Below are 23,081 nucleotides of genomic sequence, written 5' to 3'. Positions count from 1 at the left end.
AGGACAGGTCGTCCATCCTTAGGGGTCCTTGGCGGCACCCATGCCGCCAGGGGCTCCGTAACCGGCCGGGCTACCGCACCGGTAAATCGGTCGGCCGCGTTCCTGGCAGCCTGTCAGTCGGCGTGCGGTGAGCAGACGAGACGTTTGTAGGTTGCGTGTTGAGGGGTTGTCCGCTGCCCGGCTTGTGATGGAACGCCGGCCGCACACACCGTGCTCCTGACACCCCAAGCCCCGCCCTGCTTGCACCATGCACAGCGACCATCCTGAGTGGTCCTTGTTCGCCTACCGCCGCGGTACCTTCTGCGGCATGGATGCCGCAGAAGAGCCTCCGGGAACGGAGTCACGGCGTGTCCCGCGAGGGTGGGCAGGCGCGAGGGTGGGTAGGCAAGGGCCCTGCAACCAGGCCGCAGATCAGCTGCTCTTGATCCAGCTCCGCAGTCGATCTATCGGTGCGACCCAATCCCCTGCGGACCAGCATTCGCTGGCCGAGGACGCGCGTTCTGGCCACCGGGCAGACTGCGATGGCAGCTGTGCGCAGCACTCAGGGAAGTGGCTGCTCGGTCAGTCGCCCGGTATGCGGGGTGTGGATCAACGGGGCCAGGTCGAAGCCCTGCTCGCGCGCACGCGCCAGATAGGCCTGGGTGATGTTTTCGTCCAGCTGCGGCAGCCTTGCCAGCAGCCACAGATATTTGCGGTCGGGACCGCCGACCAGCGCGGCGGTGTAGTCCGCATCGATGCGCATCACCCAGTAATCGCCTTTGGTGAACGGAATCCAGCGCAGGCCTTCGGGCAGGAAGGTGACTTCCAGCCGCGCGTTGCTGTCGTCGATGGCGCGCGCCTCGCCGACTGCCTCTTCCAGCTCGCCTTCGGCGGTCAGGCAGCGGTTCTGCACCCGCACCGTGCCATCGTCCTGCAGCGAGTAGTGCGCCGATACATCGGTGCAATCGGCATCCTCGAAGCGAATCGGTAGCCGTGCGATCTCGTACCAGGTGCCCAGATAGCGATTCAGATCCAGGGACGGGACGGTGACTAGGTCGGGATGTCGGCTCATGGCGGCCTCTGCGCAGTGGTGTGGCGGACGTTGTACGTGCATTGCCATGAAATGGATGTTGCGACGCCGGAGAGAGCGGGTGGACGTATGGGGCCAATGCCGTGCCACCAGAGAAGGGCGCGCGCACGCTCATTGCAGGCGCACAGGCAGCGAGCGACGGTGCGATGAAGCGGTCGACCGTCCTGCGCTGCTGGAGTGCTTAGCGTCCTAAACAACGGCGTGGAATGGGGGGTGCGCGGGCGTGCGGTCGCCTCGACGCACCCGGGTCGGCGCACTACGCCGCGCTCGCCGTCTCCACCGCACGATCCAGTTTGCGGTAGCCGATGGCCTCGGTCAGATGCCGGGTGGCAATGGCTGCACTGTCGTCGAGATCGGCGATGGTGCGAGCCACGCGCAGGATGCGATGCATCGAGCGCGCGGAGAGCTGCAGGTGTTCGATGGCGCGTTCCAGCAGCACCTGATCGTCGCCCTGCAGGTGGCAATGATGATCGGTCTGTGCCTGATCCAGTTGTGCGTTGGGTGTGCCGGCACGCGCGAGTTGCCGTTCGCGTGCGGCGACCACGCGTGTACGCACGCTGGCGCTGTCTTCGCCGGGATTGCCGCTGCGCAAGGCATGCGGTGGCAGTCGCGGCACGTCGACATGCAGATCGATCCGGTCCAGCAACGGACCGGAGATGCGGCTGCGGTAGCGGCGGATGCTGTCGCTGCTGCAGCGGCACCGCCCGCTGCCGTCGCCGGCCCATCCGCACGGACACGGGTTCATGGCAGCAACCAGCTGGAACCGCGCCGGGAAATCCACGCTGCGCGCTGCGCGCGAAATCGTCACCAGCCCCGATTCCAGGGGCTCGCGCAACACTTCCAGCGTCTGCCGCTGCCACTCCGGGAGCTCGTCCAGAAACAGCACGCCGTGGTGGGCCAGCGAGATCTCGCCGGGACGCGGATGGGTGCCACCACCGACCAACGCGACCGCGCTGGCGGTGTGGTGCGGGGCCCGGTAAGGCCGCTGCCGCCAGCGCGCAAGATCCAGCCCGCGGCCGCTGACCGAGGTGATGGCAGCGGTTTCCAGTGCCTCGGCTTCGCTGGATTCGGGCAACAGGCCGGGCAGGCGCGAGGCGAGCAGGGTCTTGCCGCAGCCGGGGCTGCCGACCAGCAGCAGATGATGGCCACCGGCGGCGGCGATCTCCAGCGCGCGACGCGCATGCTGCTGGCCGCGCACATCGGCCATGTCGGGCAGGGCACGCGCGCCGAGCGCCGGCACCGCCACCTCGGCGGCCGGTGCCCGTTGGCTGCCGTTGAGCGCGGCGCAGACTTCCAGCAGCGTGCGCGCGGTGAAGGCTTCGACGTGCCCGGCGATGGCCGCTTCGGCGCCGTTGGCCAGCGGCACGATCAGCCGTCTGCCGGCCTGCGCGGCAGCCAGGGCGGCCGGCAGTACGCCATCGACGCCACGTAATTCGCCGGTCAGCGCGAGCTCGCCGAGAAATTCGTAATCGGCCAGGGTTTGGCGATCGATCTGGCCGCTGGCGGCCAGGATGCCGAGGGCGATCGGCAGGTCGAAGCGGCCGCCTTCCTTCGGCAAGTCGGCCGGGGCCAGGTTGATGGTGATGCGCCGGGCGGGAAATTCGAACTGCGCGCACAGCAGCGCCGCACGCACGCGTTCGCGCGATTCGCGTACCGCAGCCTCGGGCAGGCCCACGATCTGGGTGGAGGGAAGCCCGCCGGAGAGATGCACCTCCACCCGAACCTCAGGTGCATGCACCCCCACGCGGGCACGGCTGTGCACCAGCGCCAGACTCATGGTGGAAGGCCCTGGTCAGGGAGCGCTGGGTGGCGCCGCGGGCGGCGTCGCGGGCGCGCGGGCTTCCAGCGCGGCCACGGCCTGTTCCAGCGCGTCGAGTTTCTCGCGCGTGCGCAGCAGCACCGCGCGCTGCACGTCGAACTCTTCGCGGGTGACCAGGTCCAGCTTGCCCAGGCCGGCCTGCAGTGCGCCCTTGAAGGTGCCTTGCAGTTCTTCGCGCGATTGGCGCAGGCCCGGCGGCACCAGGTCGCTGAGGCGGCGGGCGAGGTCGTCGAGCTGGTTGAAATCGATCATGGGTGTTCTCCGCAGGTCCGTAGGAAGCCTAGTGCAGGCCGGGACACGCGGAACATCGGCAAGGCAGTCGGCAGGCGGTAAGGATAGTCCCATTCGGCTGTCGGCCGCGGTGACGGCGGTACGCCATGGGGTGAGTGTTATGGCCGTCCACGGTATGCTGCGCGCCCCGTCATGCCCTTGGTACTGCACCGATGAAAATGATCATGGCCATCGTCAAACCGTTCAAGCTCGACGATGTGCGCGAAGCGCTCGCCGGCTGCGGGGTGGCGGGCATCACGGTGACCGAGGTCAAGGGGTTCGGGCGCCAGAAGGGGCACACCGAGCTGTATCGCGGCGCCGAGTACGTGGTCGATTTCCTGCCCAAGGTGAAGATCGAAGTGGCGGTGACCGACGACCAGGCCGAGCGCGTGGTCGAGGCCATCGTGACCGCGGCCGGGACCGGCAAGATCGGCGACGGCAAGGTGTTCGTCTACGACCTGGGCAGCGTGGTGCGGATCCGCACCGGCGAGCTGGATAGCGACGCGCTGTAAGCGCGCCGGCGGGCAGCGACGTCGGCGACGGTGCGCCTGGAGCCTGGGCAACCGCCCGCTCGCCGGAACACCACACCGCGCCAGTCGGCGACCGACGATCGGCTGAGTGCCGCGACGCAGTGCCATGGCGTGCGCAGTGCATCGCCGGTCACTGCGTCCTCCAGGGTGGCACGCGGCCGTCGACGGCTGAGGTGGGCACGCAATGCTGAGCCGGGGTGCCCTCGACGCAGTCGCGCGGGCGCTCCTCGAGCTAGGCTGCTATAAGCTGCCAGCCAGCGTTCTCATACCATTTCAATACCGAAGACCGGATCCGGCACCCCAGGCCAGCCTCGGCATCCGCCTGAGGCGCTTCACACTGCTTGCCGCTCCCAAATCGAGCCAGGATGCCAAAAGGCCGCGCCCGCTTGTCGCCACGCGAGGACTTGCCTACTCTAGGGCCTAATACCATTTCAATACCGGAGTTCGGGGATGAAGCGACGCGCTGGAACGTCGGGCTTGCGCCCGCTCTCGCTGTGGCTGGCAGCAGGCCTGGCAGCGGCGGCAGTCCCCGCACTGGCGCAGCCGGTCACCCAGCCGGCGATCTTCCCCACGCCGGTCGCGATCACGCTGGACGGCGGCACGGTCACGCTGGGTCGGTCGGTGGTGCTGGTGGTGGCACCGGGCGCAGATCCGGAGGCGGTCGCGTTGGTGCGCCGCATCCTCGGCACGGCCGGCGTCACAAAGATCGCCACCGCGGCGCGTCTGCCGGCCACGCTCGACCGCCCGCATATCGTGCTCGGCATCGGTGAGGCGGCAGTGGTGCGCGATGCACTGACCCGCAGCAAGGCGGTGCAGGACACCCACACGGAGGGCTATACGCTGGCCAGCGTGGCGCTCGGCACCGGCAGCCTGATCACGCTGGCCGGCCACGATAACGATGGCCTGTTCCATGCGGCGCAGACGCTGCGCCAGCTGGTCGAGCGCCCGGCCATTGCGGCCCTGGCGATCCAGGATCATCCGGCGATGCCGATCCGCGGCACCATCGAAGGCTTCTACGGCGCGCCATGGTCGATGGCCGACCGCAGCAAGCACATCGAATTTCTCGCCCGCAGCAAGGCCAATACCTTCATCTACAGCCCCAAGGACGACCCGTATGCGCGCGACCGCTGGCGCGAGGCGTATCCGGCCGCGACGCTGAAGGCGCTCGGCACGCTGGCGGCCACCGCCAAGCGCAATCACGTCGACTTCGTCTATGCGATCTCGCCGGGGCCGACGGTGTGCTTCTCCGATCCGGCCGATGCCAAGGCGCTGCTGCGCAAGTTCGATGCCTTCCGCGCGCTGGGCGTGCGTAGCTTCTACGTGGCGCTGGACGATATCGAATACACCAAGTGGAACTGCGAGCGCGACAAGACCACCTTCGGCGCGTCCGGCGCGCAGGCGGCCGGCATCGCGCAGTCGTATCTGCTCAATCTGGTGCAGGCCGACCTGGTGGCCCGCCACGATGCGTCTTCGGAACTGATCATGGTGCCGACCGAGTATTACGACGCCAAGGAAAGCCCGTACAAGGAAGCGCTGCGCAAGCACCTGGACCCGAAGATCGTGGTGCAGTGGACCGGCACCGACGTGGTGCCGCCGGCCATTTCCATTCCCGATGCACGCGCGGCCACCAAGGCATTCGGCCGCAAGACGCTGCTCTGGGACAACTACCCGGTCAACGATTTCGAAACCTCGGCCGGGCGCCTGCTGATGGCGCCGTATGCGCGGCGCGAAGCCGGCCTGTCGGCGGAGTTGTCCGGCATCGTCTCCAACCCGATGAATCAGGAAGTGCCCAGCCGGGTCGCGGTGATGGGGCTGACCGCGTTCGCATGGAACGACACCGGCTACGACGCCCAGCGCACCTGGCACGCGGCCGCGCGCGACCTGGCCGGTGGCGACGCGCAGGTGACCGCCGCGCTGCTGACCTTCTTCGATACCCAGCATCTGGCGCCGACCTTCGGCAGCCAGCCGTGGCAGGAACAGGCGCCGCGCCTGAAGGCCGTGCTCGACCATGTACGCGAGACGATTGCGCTCGGCGATGCGGCGGCGCGCAGCCAGGCCATCGCCGAACTGGCGCGCACGGCGGGCGCGTTCGCGGCTGCGCCGCAGATCATCCGTACGGGCGTGGCCGACAAGGGCTTTGCGGAACAGTCGCGTCCCTGGCTGGAGGCGATGGACGGCTGGGGCCGCGCGCTGCAGCAGACCGCGGCCGGGCTGGATGCCGCCAATCGTGGTGACGCGCAGGCGTCCGTTGCGTTTGCCGATGCCAAGCGGATCGCCGCCGAAGCCGCAGCAATCGTCTCGATTCCCGGCGCCACGCGCTTCGGGGGCCCGGTCAAGATTGCCGATGGCGTGCTGGACCGCTTCATCGCCGACGCGCCGCGCCTGATCGCCTACAAGGCACCCGCCGGGTCGGCGGCGGTGGAGCACTGATGGTGCTGTTGGCGGCTGAGAGCCGCTGACACAGCGACTGTGCTCACCGGCAGGCGGGTGCAGCCGCTGCCAGGTGCGGCGTGGACCACTCGTACACGCCGGTTCCCCGCGCCGTCAGCACCTCTCTGACGGATGCTCGCCAAGCGGCTCCGAGCTGTTTACGCGCCGCGCTTGAGGCGGCGATAGAGCCGCTTCCAGCCGCCGCGAAGGGTGCCCACCCAGCGCGGTTCGGCGCTGCGTGCGGCCTCGTCGGCGGTCGGTGCGATCCCGGCCAGGCGCTGGCGCATCTTCTGGAAATTGGCCACGTCGCTGCGCTGCAGCTGGCGTGCCAGCGTGCCGCGCCGCAACCAGCGCGGGAAGCGCCAGGCCGAGGTGAAATCGATCAACACCGGCACCCCGGCACTGACCACCACGTTGGTGCCGTGCAGATCGTTATGGGTGATGCCGAACGCATGCAGGCGACGCAGTGCCTGCTGCAATTGTTGAAAGACTTCCTGGCCGACCACCGCACTGGCACTGAGAGTGTCGCCGGGGATGAACTCCATGCCCAGCGCCAGACCACCCAACGTGCCGAGCAGGGCCGGCGCATGCCGCCAACCGTGCAGGCGGGCCAGCATCTTTGCCTCGTGGCGCACCATCAGCCGCGCGACCGGCGCCAGCAGCGTGCGGCGGTAGCGGCTGTAGTCCTTGACCACCGCCAGCTGTCCATCCAGATGCGTGCGATAGACGTTGGGCTCGAGCAGCCGGGTGCCCTGCTTGAGCAACACCGGCGTGACGATTTGCAGGCTGGAGGTGTCCAGCGGCTGGTAATGCATGGCAAGTCTCCGGACCTTGTCGGCGCGGAGGAATCACGCGTCTGGCAGGTTCACGATGATCGCGAGGGATCGGTCCGGTGAATTTTAGAACTTGGAAGTATGGTAATTACATTTGTTTAACAAATGAAATGTTCCGGGAGTGGAACGGTCTGAAGAATCAACAGCTTGCCGCGTCATCTGTGACTCATCCTGTCGCTATATCCGGGCGCGCGCTGCATGCAGCAGGCGACTTGGCCCGCAGGGCGTGCCGTGGCCGTCGGCATGGCGGGCTCCAACGTCGGTGGCCGCTCTGGGTGCGGGCTGCGGTGTGGCTATCGGCCAGCATGTCAGTGTGAGCGCGCCCCACACGAACGACCTGCATGCCGACGAGTACGACGACGAAGACATCACGATCAATCGTACCGAGGTGTTGAGCTTCGGCGCCGGAGTCCGTTTTCGCGCCGGCGATAAAACCAGCGTGGTGCCCACAGCAAGGCGATGGCGACATCCGCCTTGTTGCGGTTGGGGTTGTCTGAAGCACTCAGCGATCCGGCGCCGTGCATTGCTGGCCGGATTTCTGATCGGCACCACGAAGGCATGGATGTGGTGTCATACAGGACACGCTGCGGCGCAGGCGATCACGACGAGGAAGGTATGGAGGTCTTTACGCAATTCCTGGCCGACGAGCAGGACCCGGTGGCCGTGGGCAAGATCCTGCCCAAGGTGAACGAGTTGCTGACGCGGGACGAGCAGGTCGAGTACATCGCGGTGCAGAAGAAAATGGTGGTGAACCTGTCGCCGGCCGCGGTGGTGCTGACCACTCGCAGATTCATCGTGGTGCACCCCACGCTGTTCGGGATGACGTTTCGCGATGTCCCCTGGCGCGAGGTGCTCGACGTGCACATGAGCGAGCAGATGCTGGGAGCGACGATCATGTGCCGCACCACGCAGGGCGGCTACCTGTCCATCGACAGCCTGCCCAAGAAACAGGCCCGGCGGGTCTACGCCTATGCGCAGCAGGTGGAAGAATCGGCCTACGAAAAGCGCCAGCAACTGGAGTTCGACAAGTTGCGCGCCTCGGCCGGTGGCGTGGTGGTGCATGCACCCGGCGCGCAGGGCGGCATGCCGTCTGCATCGCCGAGCACGGCAGCCGCCGCGGACGATCCGATACAGGTGCTGAGCAAGCTCAGGCAGTTGCTGGATGCGGGGCTGGTCACCCAGGAGGAGTTCGACGCCAAGAAAACCGAGGTGCTGGCGCGGTTGTAGGCGCTCGGCACGGTACCTGGCCGTGGCCACGGCCAGGACCGACAAACGACTGCGCCGATCGCCAGGCGGGCGCGGCCGCGGCCCGGAACCGGCAGGAACCACGCCTACCGTGGTTCCTGCTGCGCCGCGCGTACCTGCCGGCAGCGCGACGGGCTGCCAGTTACGCTTACTCGCCCAGCGCCTTGGCCACGAACGGCGGTGCGACCAGCACGCCGGTATGCAGGTGCGCGGTGTAGTACAGCGTCTCGAAGCCCTTGGCCTGCGCGGCGTCCTGGCGGAAGGCGAAATCGGCGTTGGCCTGCTTGCTGGCCATGGTCACGCTCCACCAGCCGGTGGGGTAGCACGGCTGCGGGAACGGCAGCGTCTTGAACGACTGGAAGCCGGCCTTGCCCATTTCGGTGCGCATTTCCTTGATCAGCTCCAGCAGCGCCAGCGGCGATTCGGACTGCTGCACCAGGATGCCGTCGTCCTTCAGTGCCTTGAAGCAGCTCTCGTAGAAGGCCTTGTTGAACAGGCCTTCGGCCGGGCCGACCGGATCGGTGGAGTCGACGATCACGATGTCCACGCTGCCGGCCGGGCAGTTGGCCATGTAGGCCACGCCGTCGTCGAACAACAGCTCGGCGCGCGCGTCGTGGTTGGAGTCGCACAGCTCGGGGAAATACTTCTCCGACATGCGGGTGACCTGCTCGTCGATATCGCACTGGGTGGCGCTTTCCACGCCCGGGTGCTTGAGCACCTCGCGCAGCGTGCCGCAGTCGCCGCCGCCGATGATCACCACGCGCTTGGGCGCGGCGTGGGTGAACAGCGCCGGGTGGCTGATCATCTCGTGGTAGAAGAAATTGTCGCGGCTGGTCAGCATCACCGCGCCGTCGATCAGCATCAGCTTGCCCCAGTCGGTTGTCTGGTAGATCTCGATCTTCTGGAACGGGGACTGCACCTCGTCCAGCTTGCCGCTGATGCGGAAGCCGATGGCCGAGCCGGTCGGCTGGAAGTGTTCGATGTACCAGTTGTCGTTGGCGCTCATGCAAAGTCCTAAAGATGGGGGCTGTTGCTTCTCCCGCCGGGAGAAGGTGGCGCGAAGCGCCGGATGAGGGGTGGGCGCCGCCGCGTGCAAGCAAGCTGCTGGCGGCCGTCCCGACCCCCTGCCAACCCCGCTCCGACCAGGAGCAGGGCGTGAAGTCGGCGCGGATTGTAACGGACCCTGCGCGTGCCAGGCGTTACACTTCACGCCCTTTTTGCCCCAGCCGAGTCAGCGAAATGAGCGATTGGTCCCTCGACCAAGCCCGCAAGACCTATTCGATCCCGCATTGGGCCGACGGGTATTTCGACGTGAACGATGCCGGACATGTAGTGGTCACGCCGACCAGCGACGGTCCGTCGGTGTCGTTGCCCGAGGTGGTGGACGCCGCGCGCGCGGCCGGCGCCAAGCTGCCGCTGCTGGTGCGTTTCCCCGACATCCTGGGCCAGCGCCTGGGCAAGCTGCAGGCGGCGTTCGCGCAGGCGCAGTCCGAATGGGATTACGCCGGCGGCTACACCGCGGTGTACCCGATCAAGGTCAACCAGCATCGCGGCGTGGCCGGCACCCTGGCCAGCCACCACGGTGACGGCTTCGGCCTGGAAGCGGGCAGCAAGCCGGAGCTGATGGCGGTGCTGGCGCTGTCGCGTCCGGGCGGGCTGATCGTCTGCAACGGCTACAAGGACCGCGAATACATCCGCCTGGCGCTGATCGGCCGCAAGCTCGGCCTGCAGACCTTCATCGTCATCGAAAAGCCCTCCGAGCTGAAGCTGGTGCTGGAAGAGGCGCGCGCGCTGGACGTCAAGCCGGGCCTGGGCGTGCGCATGCGCCTGGCCTCGCTGGGCGCGGGCAAGTGGCAGAACAGCGGCGGCGACAAGGCCAAGTTCGGGCTGTCGCCGCGTCAGGTGCTGGACCTGTGGAAGACGCTGCGCGACACCGAGTACGCCGACAGCCTGAACCTGCTGCATTTCCACATGGGCTCGCAGATCTCCAACGTGCGCGACATCGCCAACGGAATGCGCGAGGCCACGCGCTACTTCGTGGAGTTGTCGCGCCTGGGCGCCAGGATCAGCCACGTGGACGTCGGCGGTGGTCTGGGTATCGACTACGAAGGCACGCGCTCGCGCAGCTATTGCTCGATCAACTACGGCCTGCATTCCTACGCCAGCAACATCGTGCAGCCGTTGGCCAGCGCCTGCGAAGAGCACGGCCTGGCCCCGCCGCGCATCGTCACCGAATGCGGCCGCGCCATGACCGCCCACCACGCGGTGCTGATCGCCAACGTGTCCGAAGTGGAGCAGGCGCCGGAAGGCCGCGTGCCCGACGCGCACGACGACGAACCGACGGCGATCCGCCACCTGCGCGAGATCCACGACGAGCTCGATGTGCGCCCGGCGGTGGAACTGTTCCAGGAGGCGCAGCATTTCCACGCCGAAGGCTTGAGTGCGTATGCACTGGGCCAGATCGACCTGACCCACCGCGCGCGTATCGACGACTTGTTCTATGCGATCGCGCACGGCGTGCGTGCACGCCTGAGCTTCGACGAAAAGAGCCATCGCCCGGTGCTGGACGAACTCAACGAGCGGCTGGTGGACAAGTACTTCGTCAACTTCAGCGTGTTCGAGTCGATCCCGGATGTGTGGGCGATCGATCAGGTGTTTCCGATCGTGCCGATCGAGCGCCTGAACGAAGCGCCGCAGCGGCGCGGCATCATTGCCGACATGACCTGCGATTCCGACGGCATGGTCAAGACCTACGTCGAGAACGAAAGCCTGGACAGCTCGATGCCGCTGCACACGTTGAATGCAGGCGAGAGCTATCGCATCGGCTTTTTCCTGGTCGGTGCCTACCAGGAAATCCTCGGCGACATCCATAACCTGTTCGGCGATACCGATGCGGTGGAAGTGGCCGTGGATGGCGACGGCTATCGCATCGCGCAGCAGCGCCGTGGCGATACCACCGATGTGATGCTGGACTACGTGGGGTATCAGCTGGACACGCTGCGTGCGACCTATGCCGAGCGCATTGCCGCCGCGCAGCTATCGCCCGAGCGCGCGCAGGAACTGAGCGATGCACTGGAAGCAGGGTTGACCGGTTACACCTATCTGTCCGACGAACCGTTGGGCTGATGCACTGCGCGCTGCGGCCGATGCCGTGGCGCGCCGTTTTGTTGTCACTCCGCGCGCAACGCATGGGAGAGGTGGGCCGCAGCACAGCGATGCGGCCGGCATGTGACGTGCCTCAGGTGTTGAACCGGCGCCATCGCCGGACGCCGTGGTTTCTGCGCGCCTTGGCGATGCCGGCGACGTACCGCCCATTGACTGCCTGCGAGACCCCACGGCCTCTGCTCTAGCCAGGAGCTGGCCACGCATCCCACGGCTGTGCATGCGTGGCCGACGCGGCGTGGCAATGACAGTCAGATAACCCTCGCGTGACGCTGCGGTTGCAATCGGCATTCAAAAAAGTGCGGTGCCCTGCGCAGTGGTTGTGCCCGCAGTGCACTGATGTCAATGCCGTTGCATGCAGTGGTCTTGGTGCGCGCGGTTCCGGGCATGTTGCGAAACAGGGCAAAATTCCCGGCAAAGAACGCCTTGGCCACGTTGCCGGGTGATGCATGGCAGTCTGGTCCGCAGCGCGCGGCGTGTGGGAAACGCCATCTGTGGACGTACGCATCTGGAACACTAATTGAAATCACATTTCAGCACATGATTTTTGCAGGCGACGCGGATTTCGTGATTTTTGCACGGTTTATCGCGTTGGCTAATTGTTAGTGTTTGTTTAACTTGTCGGGAAACAAGTGCTTTAAAGAAAGCCGGTGCACGTCGTTGTCTCGACGCTGCACGTCGCTTCGTGGTGCGTTCCCATTGTGCGTTTCCATCGTGTATCGCCGGCCTGCGCCGGCGGTCGTCGGTGTCTCTTACCTCACGTTTTCAAGGCCATGTGCTGATCCGGCGTCCCAGTGACCGCGTTGCGGGCATGGCGCACCGGGCGACTGCGCGCCATACAAGAAGGATGCACGCCATGCACGCTGACGCCTCTCCCGTGTTTCCCCTGACCAAAGCGCAACGCGGCCTGTGGGTCGCCAACAAGTTGCACACCGACAACACCTTGATGTTGTCCGAAGCCCTGGAAATGGTTGGTCCGCTCGATCCGCAGCTGCTGATCCGCGCCAGCATGCAGCTGACGCGCGAATTCGACACGCTGCGGCTCTGCATCGTCGAGCACGATGGCGTGCCGCACCAGGTGGTCCTGCCCGACTACACCGCCGCGATTCCGTACTTCGACGTCAGCGAAGATCCGTCCCCGCGCACTGCGGCCGAGCACTGGGTCGATGAAGAAATCCGCAAGCCGGAAGACCTGCAGAACGGGCCGTTATGGCATTGCGCAGTATTCCGCCTGGGCGAGGATCACCACATGTGGGTGCAATGCGTCAGTCATCTGGTGATGGATGGCTATTGCGCCTCGATCATGATGCAGCGCATGGCGGTGCTGTATAACGCCTACGCAGAAAACATCGAGCCGGCGCCTGCGCAATACGGCAGCGCGTTGTCGCTGATCGAACTCGAGCAGCAGTATCGCGACTCCGATCGCTTTCAGCGCGACCGCAGCTACTGGATGCAGCAGCTGGCCGATCTGCCACCGCCGGCAACCCTGGCACGTCCGGGCAGCCAGCTGTCGACCGGGCTGTTGCGTGGCACCGGGCAGTTCTCGCCGCAGCAGGTGGCGCGGCTGCGTGCGCTGGGCAAGGACCATGGCGCCAGCCTGCCGCAGATGCTGATTTCGCTGATCGCCGCGTATTACTACCGCTGCACCGGCACCGAGGATCTGGTGCTGGCCATGCCGGTGACCGGCCGCATCAATGCGCGTTACCGGCAGACCGCAGGCCTGGTGGCCAATGTGATTTCGCTGCGCCTGAAAATGGATCCGCAGCAGCCGGTGCATGCCCTGTTCGCGCAGGTGTCCTCGGTGGTCAGGCATGCGCTGCGCCACCAGCAATACCGCTTCGAGGATGTGCGCCGCGATCTGGGCATGTTCGGGATCGACCAGAAGTTCGCACGCCTGGCGGTGAACATCGAAGCCTTCGACTACGCACTGCGCTTTGGCCAGGCCCATGCGATGCCGCATAACCTCTCCAACGGCCCGGCCGATGATCTGACCATCTTCTGCTACGAGCGCGGCGACGGTGCCGCGTTGCGCTTCGATCTGGATGCCAATCCGGCGTTGTACGACAGCGACGAACTGGCCGACCATTGCCGCCGCCTGACCCAGCTGGCCGATGCGGTATTGGCCGACCCGGAGTGCGCGCTGGGCCAGATCGATATGCTGGGCGATGCGGAACGCCACCGCCTGTTGCACACCTGGAACGCCACCGCCGCGGCGTTGCCGGAACCTGCCACGTTGCTGCACGGCATGCTGCAGCGCGCCGAGCTGATGCCGGCAGCGGTGGTAGTGGAATACGACAACCGCACCCTGGATTACGCCACGCTGTGCGAACTGGCCTCGCGCATCGCCGCGCAATGGGTGGCCGATGGCGTCCGCCCCGGCGATGTGGTCGCCATCGCGTTGCCGCGCAGCGAGCACTTGCTGGTGGCCCTGCTGGCGGTGATGTGGAGCGGGGCGGCGTATCTGCCGCTGGACCCGGAAAGCCCGGCCGCGCGCAACCGGCAGATGCTCAACGATTCCGGCGCCATCGCGCTGGTCTGCGAGCCGGCGCTGTGCGAGCGCTATCTGCTCGGTGGCATGGTCTGGCTGGATCCGCGCCCGGCGGTGTTGCCGGCGGCGATCGCGCCGCTGGCCACGCCGGACGGGACTGCCTACCTGCTGTACACCTCCGGCTCGACCGGCGCGCCCAAGGGCGTGGAAATCAGCCATCGCAATCTGTTCAATTTCCTGCATGCGATGGAGCATGAGCTGGCATTGCGCCCACGCGACCGCGTGCTGGCAGTCACCACCATCACCTTCGATATCGCCGGGCTGGAGCTGTATCTGCCGTTGCTGGTGGGCGCGCGCGTGGTCATCGCACCGGCCGGCATCACCCACGATCCACGCAGCCTGTCGCGGCTGATCGCGCACGCGCAGATCAGCGTGGTGCAGGCGACCCCATCGCTGTGGCGCATCCTGCTGGCCAACCAGGACCTGGCGCTGGACCGTATCCACGCCCTGGTCGGTGGTGAAGCCCTGGTGCCGGAACTGGCGACCCAGCTGCTGAGCCGGGTCGGGCGCCTGACCCAGTTGTACGGGCCGACCGAAACCACGATCTGGTCGACCATCATGCCGTTGCAGCTGACCGACGCCGCCGCTCCGCCGATCGGCCGGCCGCTGCTCAATACGCGTGTCTATGTGCTCGATGCGCAGCGGCAACCGCTGCCGACCGGCGCGATCGGCGAGTTGTACATCGGCGGTGCGGGCGTGGCCAAGGGCTATCGCGGCAAGCGCCAGCTGACCAGCGAGCGGTTCGTGCGCGACCCGTTCGCCAACGACGGCAGCAACATGTACCGCACCGGCGACCGCGTGCGTCAGCGCCGCGACGGCATGCTGGAATTCATCGGCCGCGCCGACGCGCAACTGAAGATCCGCGGCCATCGCGTGGAGCCGGCCGAGATCGAAAACGCCTTGCTGCTGCATTCGCAGGTGGCGCAGGCGGTGGTGGTCGGTCATCGCGATGGCGACCACGATGCGCTGCAGTTGCTGGCGTATGTGGTGGGCAAGCAGGGCGCAACGCCATCGCCCGAGCTGCTGCGTGCGCATCTGCAGCAGCGCCTGCCGGCGTCGATGATTCCCACCTTGTGGATGCCGTTGCAGGCATTGCCGCTGACACCCAATGGCAAGCTGGATCGCCGCGCCTTGCCGTCGCCGGGTGCGCTGCCGCAGCGCGCGCATGTGGCGCCGCGCGATGCGCTCGAACACCAGCTCGCGGCGATGCTGCAGGACGTGCTGGGGATCGAGGCGGTGGGTGTGGAAGACAACTTCTTCGAGCTCGGCGGCGACTCGCTGCGCGCGGCGGAAATGGCCGCACGCTTCCCGCAGGCGTTCGGTGTCGAACTGCCGTTGGGCAGCCTGTTCCATGCACCGACCATCGCCGGCCTGGCCGAGGTGATCAAGCGCAACGTGCAGACCCCGAACGACCCGCTCGGCGTGCTGTTGCCGCTGCGTGCCGGCACCCCGGGCACGACGCCGCTGTTCTGCATCCACCCGGTGGTCGGTCTGGGCTGGTCGTATCTCACCTTGCTCGGCCAGCTCGATCCGCAGTGGCCGGTATATGCCCTGCAGTCGCCGGGCTTGAGCGACCCGCAGCATCGCCCGGAAAGCATCGAGGCGATTGCACGCGACTATCTGGCGCGGCTGCGCAAGGTGCAGCCGCAGGGGCCGTACCGGTTGATTGGCTGGTCGCTGGGCGGCTTGATCGCCCATGCCATCACCGCCGAACTGCATGCGCTGGGCGAAGAAGTCGAACTGCTGGCGATGCTCGACAGCTACCCGCACCTGGAGCAGGCCGCGTCGCTGCCGGAATCGGAAAACGTGCGTGCATCGGTGCATGCGCTGGGCCTGCATCTGGCCCATGGCCAGCCGATGCCGACCACGGTGGCCGAACTGGCCAGCCTGCTGTGCGATCACTACGGGTTGAACGATCTGCCCGCGGTGCGCCAGCTGCTCGAACAACGTCCCACATTGCTGGACGACATGGGCGGCATGACCCAGCACCACCTGCAGCTGGCGCGGCGCCATCGCCCCAAGCCGCTGGACCAGGATGTGGTGTTCGTCGAAGCCAGCGTGCGCATGAGCTCCGGCGGCGACGATACGGTGTGGGTGGATTACCGGCCGCAGGCCTGGCGCCCGTACGTGCGCAACCTGCACCTGCATGCGCTCGACAGCGACCACCATTCGATGCTGTCGCCCACGCATTCGGCCACGCTCAGTGCATTGCTGCACGCGGCCACTGCGAAAGCCGTACAACGTGATGGCCGCATCGCCACCGCCAGCGACGGGGTGGCCGAATATGCCTGAGTCTTCCTTCAACGCGGGACGCCGCCCGGTGCTGATCGCCACCCTGGGCACGCATGGCGATGTGCGCCCGATCATCGCGCTGGGGCGTGGCTTGCAGGAGCGCGGTTACCCGGTGCGGATGCTGACCAGCGCCAACTTTGAATCGCTGATCCGTGCCAACGGGCTGGAGTTCTTCCCGCTCAGCGGCGACCACCAGAAGCTGTTGCAGGGCCATCCGGATGTCGCCGAGATGCGCGGTGGCTGGCGCGGCATCTGGGGCACCTTGCGCGCCCAGCTGCTGGAGTGGGCACGCGACTGGGCCGCGCAGGGCCGCGCGGCCTGTGCCGATGCCGGCCTGATTCTCGGCGTCGGCAGCGCGAGCCTGCTGGCGCACAGCCTGGGCCAGGCCTACGGGCTGCCGGTGGTGCTCACGCAATTGCAGCCGCTGACCGCCTCGCGCCACGTGCCGTTGATGGTGATGCCCACCGTGCGTCTGCCCGGGCTGGTGAGTGTGGCGCTGCATCATGCGGTGCGCTTTGCAGGCTGGCAGCTGATGCGCCCGGCGCTCAACGGCATCGTGCGCCCGGCATTGGGGTTGCCGGCGTATCCGTGGAGCGGTCCCGATCGCAGTGCGCAGCGTGTGGTGTATGGCTACAGCGAGCATCTGTGCCCACGTCCGCCGGACTGGCCGGATCGGGCCCAGGTCAGCGGTTTCTGGCAGTTGCCGCAGCCGCAGTGGCAGCCGCCGGCCGCGCTGGAGGCATTTTTGCAGGCGGGCCCGCCGCCGCTGTACATCGGTTTCGGCAGCATGATCAGCAGCGATGCGGCGCAGCTCACCGCCACCGTCAAGGCGGCGGTGCGTCTGACCGGTCAGCGCGCGCTGCTGGCCAGCGGCTGGGGCGGCCTGGCGGCCGGGGAAGATGCGTCCGACGATGCCGGGCGTTTCTTCCAGCTGGAACAGGCCCCGCACGATTGGCTGTTTCCACGGGTGTCGGTTGCGGTGCATCACGGCGGTGCCGGCACCACCGGTGCGGCGCTGGCTGCGGGGATTCCGTCGGTGGTGCTGCCGTTCGGCTACGACCAGCCGTTCTGGGCGCATTGCCTGGCCCAGCGCGGCGTCGCACCGCCGGCGCTCGCACGGGCCGGATTGCAGCCGGAGACCCTGGCCGATGCCATCGGCAAGGCCAGCGCGCCGGGCATGCGCGCGGCGGCACGCGCGCTGGGCCAGCGCATCCGCGAGGAGGACGGAATCGGCCGGGCAGTGGACCAACTGGAAGCATGGGGATTGCTGGAACCGACGGTGACGCTGGCGCAGGGAGCGCGCGTCGAGCAGCAGGCTGTCGCGTGATGGATGACGCCGTGGGGAAGCCACAGCATCGACAGCGGTTTGGCGGCGGCAATGCGGCTGGTGGCTGTACGGAAGGTCTCCGGGTGCGACACCGGTGGAGTGCAGGGCGTGTTGCTGTCGCCGCTAGCTGGTCGACGGCAGCATGCCTGCACTGCTGACAGACGTCGAGAACGCGTCTGCGTTGCCGGCACGAGCCGGCGAGCGCGGCCAACGCCGGTGCCGGCATCGCCGCAGCGGCGGGATGCGGCACAATCGGGCTCCCTCGGCCCTGCATCGCCCGCATGCGCTATCCCGCTCTCGATCTGCTGCGTGGCATCGCCATCGTCTGGGTGATGCTGTTCCATTCCTTCGTGGTCGGCGGTCTGGGGCCGGACTGGGCGTGGTTGTCGCGCTACGGCTGGATGGGCGTGGACCTGTTCTTCGTGCTGAGCGGCTTCCTGATCGGCACGCAGGTGCTGAGGCCGCTGGCACGCGGGCAACGCCTGGACTTCAGGGATTTCTACCTGCGCCGCGCGTTCCGCATCCTGCCGGCGTTCTTGGTGGTGCTGGCGATCTACATGGCGTGGCCGCAGTTCCGCGAGGCGCCCGGGTTGGCGCCGTGGTGGATGTTCGTCAGCTTCACCCTGAACCTGCTGGTCGACTATGGCCGTGATGCCGCGTTCTCGCACGCCTGGTCGCTCTGCGTGGAAGAACATTTCTATCTGGTGTTTCCGTTGCTGGCGACGCTGTTGATGCGGCGGCCCTCGGCCGCGCGGTTCGTCGTGCTCTGCGTGCTGGTGGTGGTGGCAGGCATCGCGTTGCGCGCCGGCATCTGGTGGCACAACACCGCCCTGGACAGCGCCGGCGCCGGCCTGCAGCGCAACTGGTTCATCGAAGACCTCTATTACCCGACCTGGAACCGTCTGGACGGTCTGCTGGCCGGTGTCGTGCTGGCGGTGCTCAAGGTCGTTCGCCCCGCGCTGTGGCAACGGCTGCAGCAACACGGCAATGCATTTTTGCTTGCAGGCGTGGCGATCCTGGCGCTGGCGATGTGGCTGTTTCGCGAGCGCACCGGTCTGGTCGGCAATGCGCTGGGTTGGCCGGTGCTGTCGCTGGGACTGGCCTTGCTGGTGCTCGCCGGCACCGCCACCCGCGGTGTGCTTGGCGGCGTGCGCGTGCCTGGTGCGGCGTGGCTGGCGGCCATTTCCTACAGCCTGTATCTGACCCACAAGGCCGTGTTCCATCTCACCCAGGGCTGGTTCGGCCCGGCGCTGGAGGGGCGTGGCGTGCTGGCGTTTGCGGTGTATGGCCTGGTGGCAGTGCTGGGCGGTGCGCTGTTGCACTACGTGGTGGAGCGCCCGTTCCTGCAGCTGCGCGACAGGGTGCTGCGGCCAGGCGTGCGGCCGCTGGCTGCTGCTGATCGCGGCTGACCGCGCAGCGCAAAACGCCGCGCAATGCGCGGCGTTGTCGTGCTGCCTCGATGCGGCGCGCGGTGCTCACGCGCCGGCCGACACAGCATCGGATCGCGACCCGGTAGATGCATCGGCGCTGCAGGCCATCGTCACTGCGCGTCGCGCGCCACCTGGAAACCGGCGAACGACTGCGTGACCGGCATGATTTCCAGCCGATTGATGTTCAGGTGCGCCGGCAGGCTGGCGACGTAGAAGATCTGCTCGGCGATGTCCTCGGCAGTCATCGGCGTGGCGCCGCGGTACAGCGTGTCCGAGGCGGCCTGGTTGCCGCCGGTGCGCACCAGGGTGAATTCGGTTTCGGCCATGCCCGGTTCGATCGAGGTCACGCGCACGCCGGTGCCGTGCAGGTCCGCGCGCAGGCCCAGCGAAAACTGCTGCACGAACGCCTTGGTACCGCCGTAGACGTTGCCGCCGGTATAGGGGTAGGTCGCCGCGACCGAGGCGATGTTGATGATGGCGCCACGGCGTGCGATCAACGCCGGCAGCAGGCGGTGGGTGAGGGTGACCAGCGCGGTGACATTGGTGTCGATCATCTGCTGCCACTGCGTCAGGTCGGCCTGCTGCGCGGGCGCGGTGCCCAGCGCCAGCCCGGCGTTGTTGACCAGCACATCGATGTCGGCAAACTCCGCCGGCACTGCATCGATCGCTGCCGACAAGGCCTGCGCATCGCGCATGTCGAACGCGGCGGTATGCACCTGGCCGGCGGGCAGGTCGGCCGCCAGGGCATCCAGGCGCTCGGCGCGGCGGCCGGTGGCGATGATCTTCCAGCCGTCGGCGGCAAACCGGCGCACGGCAGCGCTGCCGAATCCGGAGGTGGCACCGGTGATCAGGACAGTCTTGGACATGGGGGATAACTCCTGCAAACGAGGGGGATCAGGCAAGGGATCAGGGGGCAGTGGCAGGGCCGGGCGCGCTGGCCTGGGCGCGCCGCGCGCGCAGGCTGGCCTCACTGAGCGGTTCGCGCGCCAAGACACGGCCGTGTTGCACCTGCAGGAGCAGGTACGGCGCCTCTGCGGCGGTGGGTGCGGTGTCGGCGGCGCTCGCAGCGGTTGGCAAAGCAATCACCAGCTCGCCATCGATCCAGTCCGCGTCGACCGGGGCGGTTCGTCCGGGAAACAGCACATCCAGGGGCAATGCCGTCGGTGCGGTGGCACAGGCGCCGATGACGACGCGATCCAGCAGCAGCTGCGCGTTTTCCACGCGCCAATCGGCCCGGTAACCGCGCCAGTTCGCACTGCAACTGCCCAGCGCCTGCCGCGCATGCGGCACGAAACGTTGCCAGGTAGCCTGGTCGTCCAGCACCGGCGACAGGGGTTCGGCTAGCAGCGCCGCGTCCTGCCCGTCGATCCGGATACGGTCTGGAATCTGCTCGGTGGCGTGCGCCGCGCCGATCAGTCCCCACCACAACCACAGGCCGGCGGCGCGCTGCAGCACTGCGGCTACTGCGCCTTGATCGCAATGGCGGGCAAGCCGCTGCCGGTCAGCTTCTGCTTGGCTTCGGCCAGTTCGCCGGCGCTGCCATATGGCCCCATGCGCACGCGGTAAACGGTTTTGCCGCTGATATCGGCCGATTCCACGCGTGCGGCCAGGCCCATCATCGCCAGCTTGGCCTTGGTCGATTCGGCGTCGCCGGAGGCGCCGAACGAGCCGGCCTGCAGGATGTAGCGGGTGTTGTCTGTCACTGCAGCGGGGGTTGCCGCGGTGGCAGCTGCCGCTGCCGGCTTCGGCGCAGCCGTTGCTGCCGGCGTGGCGAGCGCGGCTGTGCTGGCCGGCGCCGGCGTGGCGGCCGGACGTGCCGGGGCGGTCTCCGCCAACGGCTTCGGCGCGCTGGCCGCCGTTTCGTTCAACGGCACCGGCACGCTGGTGGCCGGCGTGGCGGCGGCCACGCTCGCACCCGGGGCAGGCGCGACCGGCTTGCCTTCCAGGGCCGCACGCGCACGTGCGGCTTCCTCGGCGCGCGCACTGGCCGCCAGTTCGGCATCGGACATCTGCACTTCCTTGCCGGGCAGCAAGGTGTAGAAGTCGTACTGGGTTTGCGCATCGCCCGGCTTGGCTTGCGGTTTGGGCGGTTGCGCGGGCTTGGGGAGCTCGGCCGGCGTATCCACGTCGGCATCGGCCACCGGCTCGGGCTGGGCGTCGGGGTTCGCCCGCGGGCCCACGCGCAGGAAGCCGTCGCCGTCCTTCTTGAACAGGTTGGGCGCGGCCAGAAAGATCACTGCCGCAATCGCAGCGCCTGCCACCAACCACACCCAACCGGGAGTGCCATTGCTGGTGTTGCGTCGCGCCTGACTCTTACCGCGTCGTGCTGCCATCTACCACTTCTCCGAATCACGTCGTTACGGGCCATGCGGCCCGACTTACATCTTTTCTGGGGCGCTGACGCCAAGCAGTTCCAGGCCGTTGGCGAGCACCTGTTGCGTGGCGACGGCGAGGGTGAGTTTGGCGTCGCGCTCTGCGGCATCGTCCACCAGCAGTTTGGTGTTGTGATACCACGTGTGGAAGGCGTGCGCCAATTCACGCAGGTATTGCGCGATCTGGTACGGCTCCAGCGCCTGGCCGGCGATTTCCACCACCTCCGCATAGCGCGACAGCTCGACCATGACGTTGAGCGAGTGCTCGTCGTCCAGGCGCGCCAGCTCGGCCAGTCCATGCGCGTGCTCGTACTTGTAGCCTTTTTCCTGCGCCTGCCGCAGCACGCTGCACACGCGCGCATGCGCGTACTGCACGTAGAACACCGGGTTGTCGTTGCTCTGCTGGCGGGCCAGGTCGATGTCGAAGGTGAGCTGCGAGTCGGGCTTGCGCGCGATCAGGAACCAGCGCACCGCATCGGCGCTGGTTTCCTCGATCAGGTCGCGCAGGGTGACGTAGCTGCCGGCACGCTTGGACAGTTTCACTTCCTCGCCGCCGCGCATCACCGTGACCATCTGGTGCAGCACGTACTCCGGCCAGCCCTGCGGGATGCCCAGTTCCAGCGCCTGCAGGCCGGCGCGCACGCGCGTCAGCGAGCCGTGGTGATCCGCGCCCAGTTCGGTGATCGCGCGCTCGTAGCCGCGCTGCCACTTGGTCAGGTGGTAGGCCACGTCCGGCACGAAGTAGGTGTAGGTGCCGTCGGACTTGCGCATCACCCGGTCCTTGTCGTCGCCGAAGTCGGTGGACTTCAACCACAACGCGCCGCCTTCCTCGTAGGTATGGCCGGAGGCGATCAGCTTCTGCACGGCCTCTTCGACCTTGCCGTCCTTGTACAGCGAGCTTTCAAGGAAATAGATATCGAAATCGACGCGGAACGCGGCCAGGTCGTGGTTCTGCTCGTTGCGCAGGTAGGCCACGGCGAAACGGCGGATCGCGTCGAAGTCGGCCGGGTCCTTGCCGCCGGTGACCAGATGGCCTTCCAGGTCGACGGTGTCGCCGGCCAAGTAGGCATTGGCCACATCGGCGATGTAGTCGCCGCGGTAGCCATTCTCCGGCCAGCCGTCGCTGTCGGGGGTGAGCCCTTGCGCGCGCGCCTGCACCGACAAGGCCAGGTTCTCGATCTGCACGCCGGCATCGTTGTAGTAGAACTCGCGCTTGACGTTCCAGCCGTTGGCATCGAGCACGCGCGCCAGGCTGTCGCCGATCGCCGCCGCGCGGCCATGGCCGACATGCAGCGGGCCGGTCGGGTTGGCCGAGACGTATTCCACGCCCACCGAGCGGCCGTTGCCGGCCAGCCCACGCCCGTAGTCGTGGCCCTGCTTGAGCACATGCGCCACTTCGCGCTGGTAGGCGGTGGGGGCGAGATGGAAATTGATGAAGCCCGGCCCGGCGATCTCGACCTTGGCCACGTCGTCGCTGGCCGGCAATGCGGCGACCAGCGCCTGGGCCAGTGCGCGCGGATTGCTGCGCGCCGGCTTGGCCAGCAGCATCGCAGCATTGGTGGCGAAGTCGCCGTGCTCGCGCGTCTTGGGTCGCTCGACCACAAAATCCGGCGGCAGGGTGTCGGCAGGCAGGGTGCCGTTGGCGCGCAAGGCTTCGATGCCTTGGCCGATAAGTGCGCGGAGTTGGGCTTTCACGTGGGATCTGCTTGGAACGAAACCAGCGATTTTACCCGACCGCGCGTCCCGGGGTCGGG

Annotated in this window: 17 protein-coding genes; 8 read left to right on the top strand and 9 right to left on the bottom strand. The window is 67.3% G+C overall.

All coding sequences use genetic code 11. The features are described from left to right. Nucleotides 1-541: 541 nt before the first annotated feature. The 3 genes from H7A86_RS18570 to ubiK all read right to left on the bottom strand — a co-directional run bounded on the left by H7A86_RS18570 (nucleotide 542) and on the right by ubiK (nucleotide 3,140). A complete protein-coding gene (locus H7A86_RS18570) occupies nucleotides 542-1,051 on the bottom strand; it encodes a lipocalin family protein (protein ID WP_180707941.1) in 510 nt (169 codons plus the stop codon). A 274-nt stretch (nucleotides 1,052-1,325) separates the two neighbouring features. Continuing rightward, the gene (locus tag H7A86_RS18565; RefSeq protein WP_119131648.1) at nucleotides 1,326-2,846 is read right to left on the bottom strand and encodes a YifB family Mg chelatase-like AAA ATPase; all 1,521 of its coding nucleotides are present in this window, start codon (nucleotides 2,844-2,846) and stop codon (nucleotides 1,326-1,328) included. A gap of 15 nt (nucleotides 2,847-2,861) precedes the next feature. After that, nucleotides 2,862-3,140 carry a ubiquinone biosynthesis accessory factor UbiK gene (ubiK, locus tag H7A86_RS18560; RefSeq protein ID WP_104584893.1) on the bottom strand — a complete coding sequence of 93 codons (279 nt, stop codon included), beginning with the start codon at nucleotides 3,138-3,140 and terminating at the stop codon, nucleotides 2,862-2,864. A gap of 191 nt (nucleotides 3,141-3,331) precedes the next feature. Here ubiK and H7A86_RS18555 point away from each other — a divergent pair, with 191 nt between their 5' ends. Both H7A86_RS18555 and H7A86_RS18550 read left to right on the top strand, forming a co-directional pair. Further along, a complete protein-coding gene (locus H7A86_RS18555) occupies nucleotides 3,332-3,670 on the top strand; it encodes a P-II family nitrogen regulator (RefSeq protein WP_016904463.1) in 339 nt (112 codons plus the stop codon). Nucleotides 3,671-4,138: 468 nt separating this feature from the next. Further along, nucleotides 4,139-6,118 carry a glycoside hydrolase family 84 protein gene (locus H7A86_RS18550; RefSeq protein WP_119131649.1) on the top strand — a complete coding sequence of 660 codons (1,980 nt, stop codon included), beginning with the start codon at nucleotides 4,139-4,141 and terminating at the stop codon, nucleotides 6,116-6,118. A 158-nt stretch (nucleotides 6,119-6,276) separates the two neighbouring features. Here H7A86_RS18550 and H7A86_RS18545 read toward each other — a convergent pair whose 3' ends face one another. Further along, a complete protein-coding gene (locus H7A86_RS18545; RefSeq protein ID WP_164739214.1) occupies nucleotides 6,277-6,933 on the bottom strand; it encodes an RIO1 family regulatory kinase/ATPase domain-containing protein in 657 nt (218 codons plus the stop codon). A gap of 633 nt (nucleotides 6,934-7,566) precedes the next feature. On the opposite strand from H7A86_RS18545, the gene H7A86_RS18540 reads away from it, so the two are divergent. Beyond that, nucleotides 7,567-8,178, top strand: a complete 612-nt coding sequence (locus H7A86_RS18540) for a PH domain-containing protein (RefSeq protein ID WP_104584958.1) — start codon at nucleotides 7,567-7,569, stop codon at nucleotides 8,176-8,178. Nucleotides 8,179-8,344: 166 nt separating this feature from the next. Here the strand turns inward: H7A86_RS18540 and speE are convergent, their stop codons facing one another. Further along, nucleotides 8,345-9,202 carry a polyamine aminopropyltransferase gene (gene speE, locus H7A86_RS18535; RefSeq protein ID WP_024939717.1) on the bottom strand — a complete coding sequence of 286 codons (858 nt, stop codon included), beginning with the start codon at nucleotides 9,200-9,202 and terminating at the stop codon, nucleotides 8,345-8,347. Between the two features lie 233 nt (nucleotides 9,203-9,435). On the opposite strand from speE, the gene speA reads away from it, so the two are divergent. The 5 genes from speA to H7A86_RS18510 all read left to right on the top strand — a co-directional run bounded on the left by speA (nucleotide 9,436) and on the right by H7A86_RS18510 (nucleotide 18,934). Then, nucleotides 9,436-11,322 (top strand): arginine decarboxylase, encoded by a 1,887-nt coding sequence (speA, locus tag H7A86_RS18530; protein WP_119131651.1) that lies wholly within the window; start codon nucleotides 9,436-9,438, stop codon nucleotides 11,320-11,322. Between the two features lie 375 nt (nucleotides 11,323-11,697). After that, on the top strand, nucleotides 11,698-11,964 hold the full coding sequence (locus H7A86_RS18525) for a hypothetical protein (RefSeq protein ID WP_126943164.1): 267 nt from the start codon (nucleotides 11,698-11,700) through the stop codon (nucleotides 11,962-11,964). A 250-nt stretch (nucleotides 11,965-12,214) separates the two neighbouring features. Then, nucleotides 12,215-16,198: a non-ribosomal peptide synthetase gene (locus H7A86_RS18520; RefSeq protein ID WP_119131851.1), complete on the top strand. Its 3,984-nt coding sequence runs from the start codon at nucleotides 12,215-12,217 to the stop codon at nucleotides 16,196-16,198. Beyond that, nucleotides 16,191-17,525: a glycosyltransferase gene (locus tag H7A86_RS18515; protein WP_119131652.1), complete on the top strand. Its 1,335-nt coding sequence runs from the start codon at nucleotides 16,191-16,193 to the stop codon at nucleotides 17,523-17,525. Before H7A86_RS18520 ends, H7A86_RS18515 begins: the two co-directional genes overlap by 8 nt. 281 nt (nucleotides 17,526-17,806) lie before the next feature. Further along, nucleotides 17,807-18,934, top strand: coding sequence for an acyltransferase family protein (locus tag H7A86_RS18510; RefSeq protein WP_119131653.1), 1,128 nt, complete (start codon nucleotides 17,807-17,809; stop codon nucleotides 18,932-18,934). Between the two features lie 131 nt (nucleotides 18,935-19,065). On the opposite strand, the gene H7A86_RS18505 is transcribed toward H7A86_RS18510, so the two are convergent. From H7A86_RS18505 to argS, 4 genes are read right to left on the bottom strand one after another with little or no spacing between them, the layout of a single operon-like run. Next, a complete protein-coding gene (locus H7A86_RS18505; RefSeq protein ID WP_104584909.1) occupies nucleotides 19,066-19,821 on the bottom strand; it encodes an SDR family NAD(P)-dependent oxidoreductase in 756 nt (251 codons plus the stop codon). Between the two features lie 40 nt (nucleotides 19,822-19,861). Then, nucleotides 19,862-20,410: a hypothetical protein gene (locus H7A86_RS18500; protein ID WP_119131654.1), complete on the bottom strand. Its 549-nt coding sequence runs from the start codon at nucleotides 20,408-20,410 to the stop codon at nucleotides 19,862-19,864. Between the two features lie 5 nt (nucleotides 20,411-20,415). Further along, nucleotides 20,416-21,288 (bottom strand): SPOR domain-containing protein, encoded by an 873-nt coding sequence (locus tag H7A86_RS18495; RefSeq protein ID WP_115677990.1) that lies wholly within the window; start codon nucleotides 21,286-21,288, stop codon nucleotides 20,416-20,418. 45 nt (nucleotides 21,289-21,333) lie between these two features. Further along, nucleotides 21,334-23,022: an arginine--tRNA ligase gene (gene argS, locus H7A86_RS18490; protein ID WP_119131655.1), complete on the bottom strand. Its 1,689-nt coding sequence runs from the start codon at nucleotides 23,020-23,022 to the stop codon at nucleotides 21,334-21,336. Nucleotides 23,023-23,081: the final 59 nt, after the last annotated feature.

Source organism: Xanthomonas euroxanthea, assembly GCF_903989455.1.
Classification (GTDB): Bacteria; Pseudomonadota; Gammaproteobacteria; order Xanthomonadales; family Xanthomonadaceae; genus Xanthomonas; species Xanthomonas euroxanthea.
Note: the sequence above shows the minus strand (reverse complement) of the source record. Positions and strands in the feature narration are given on the sequence as shown.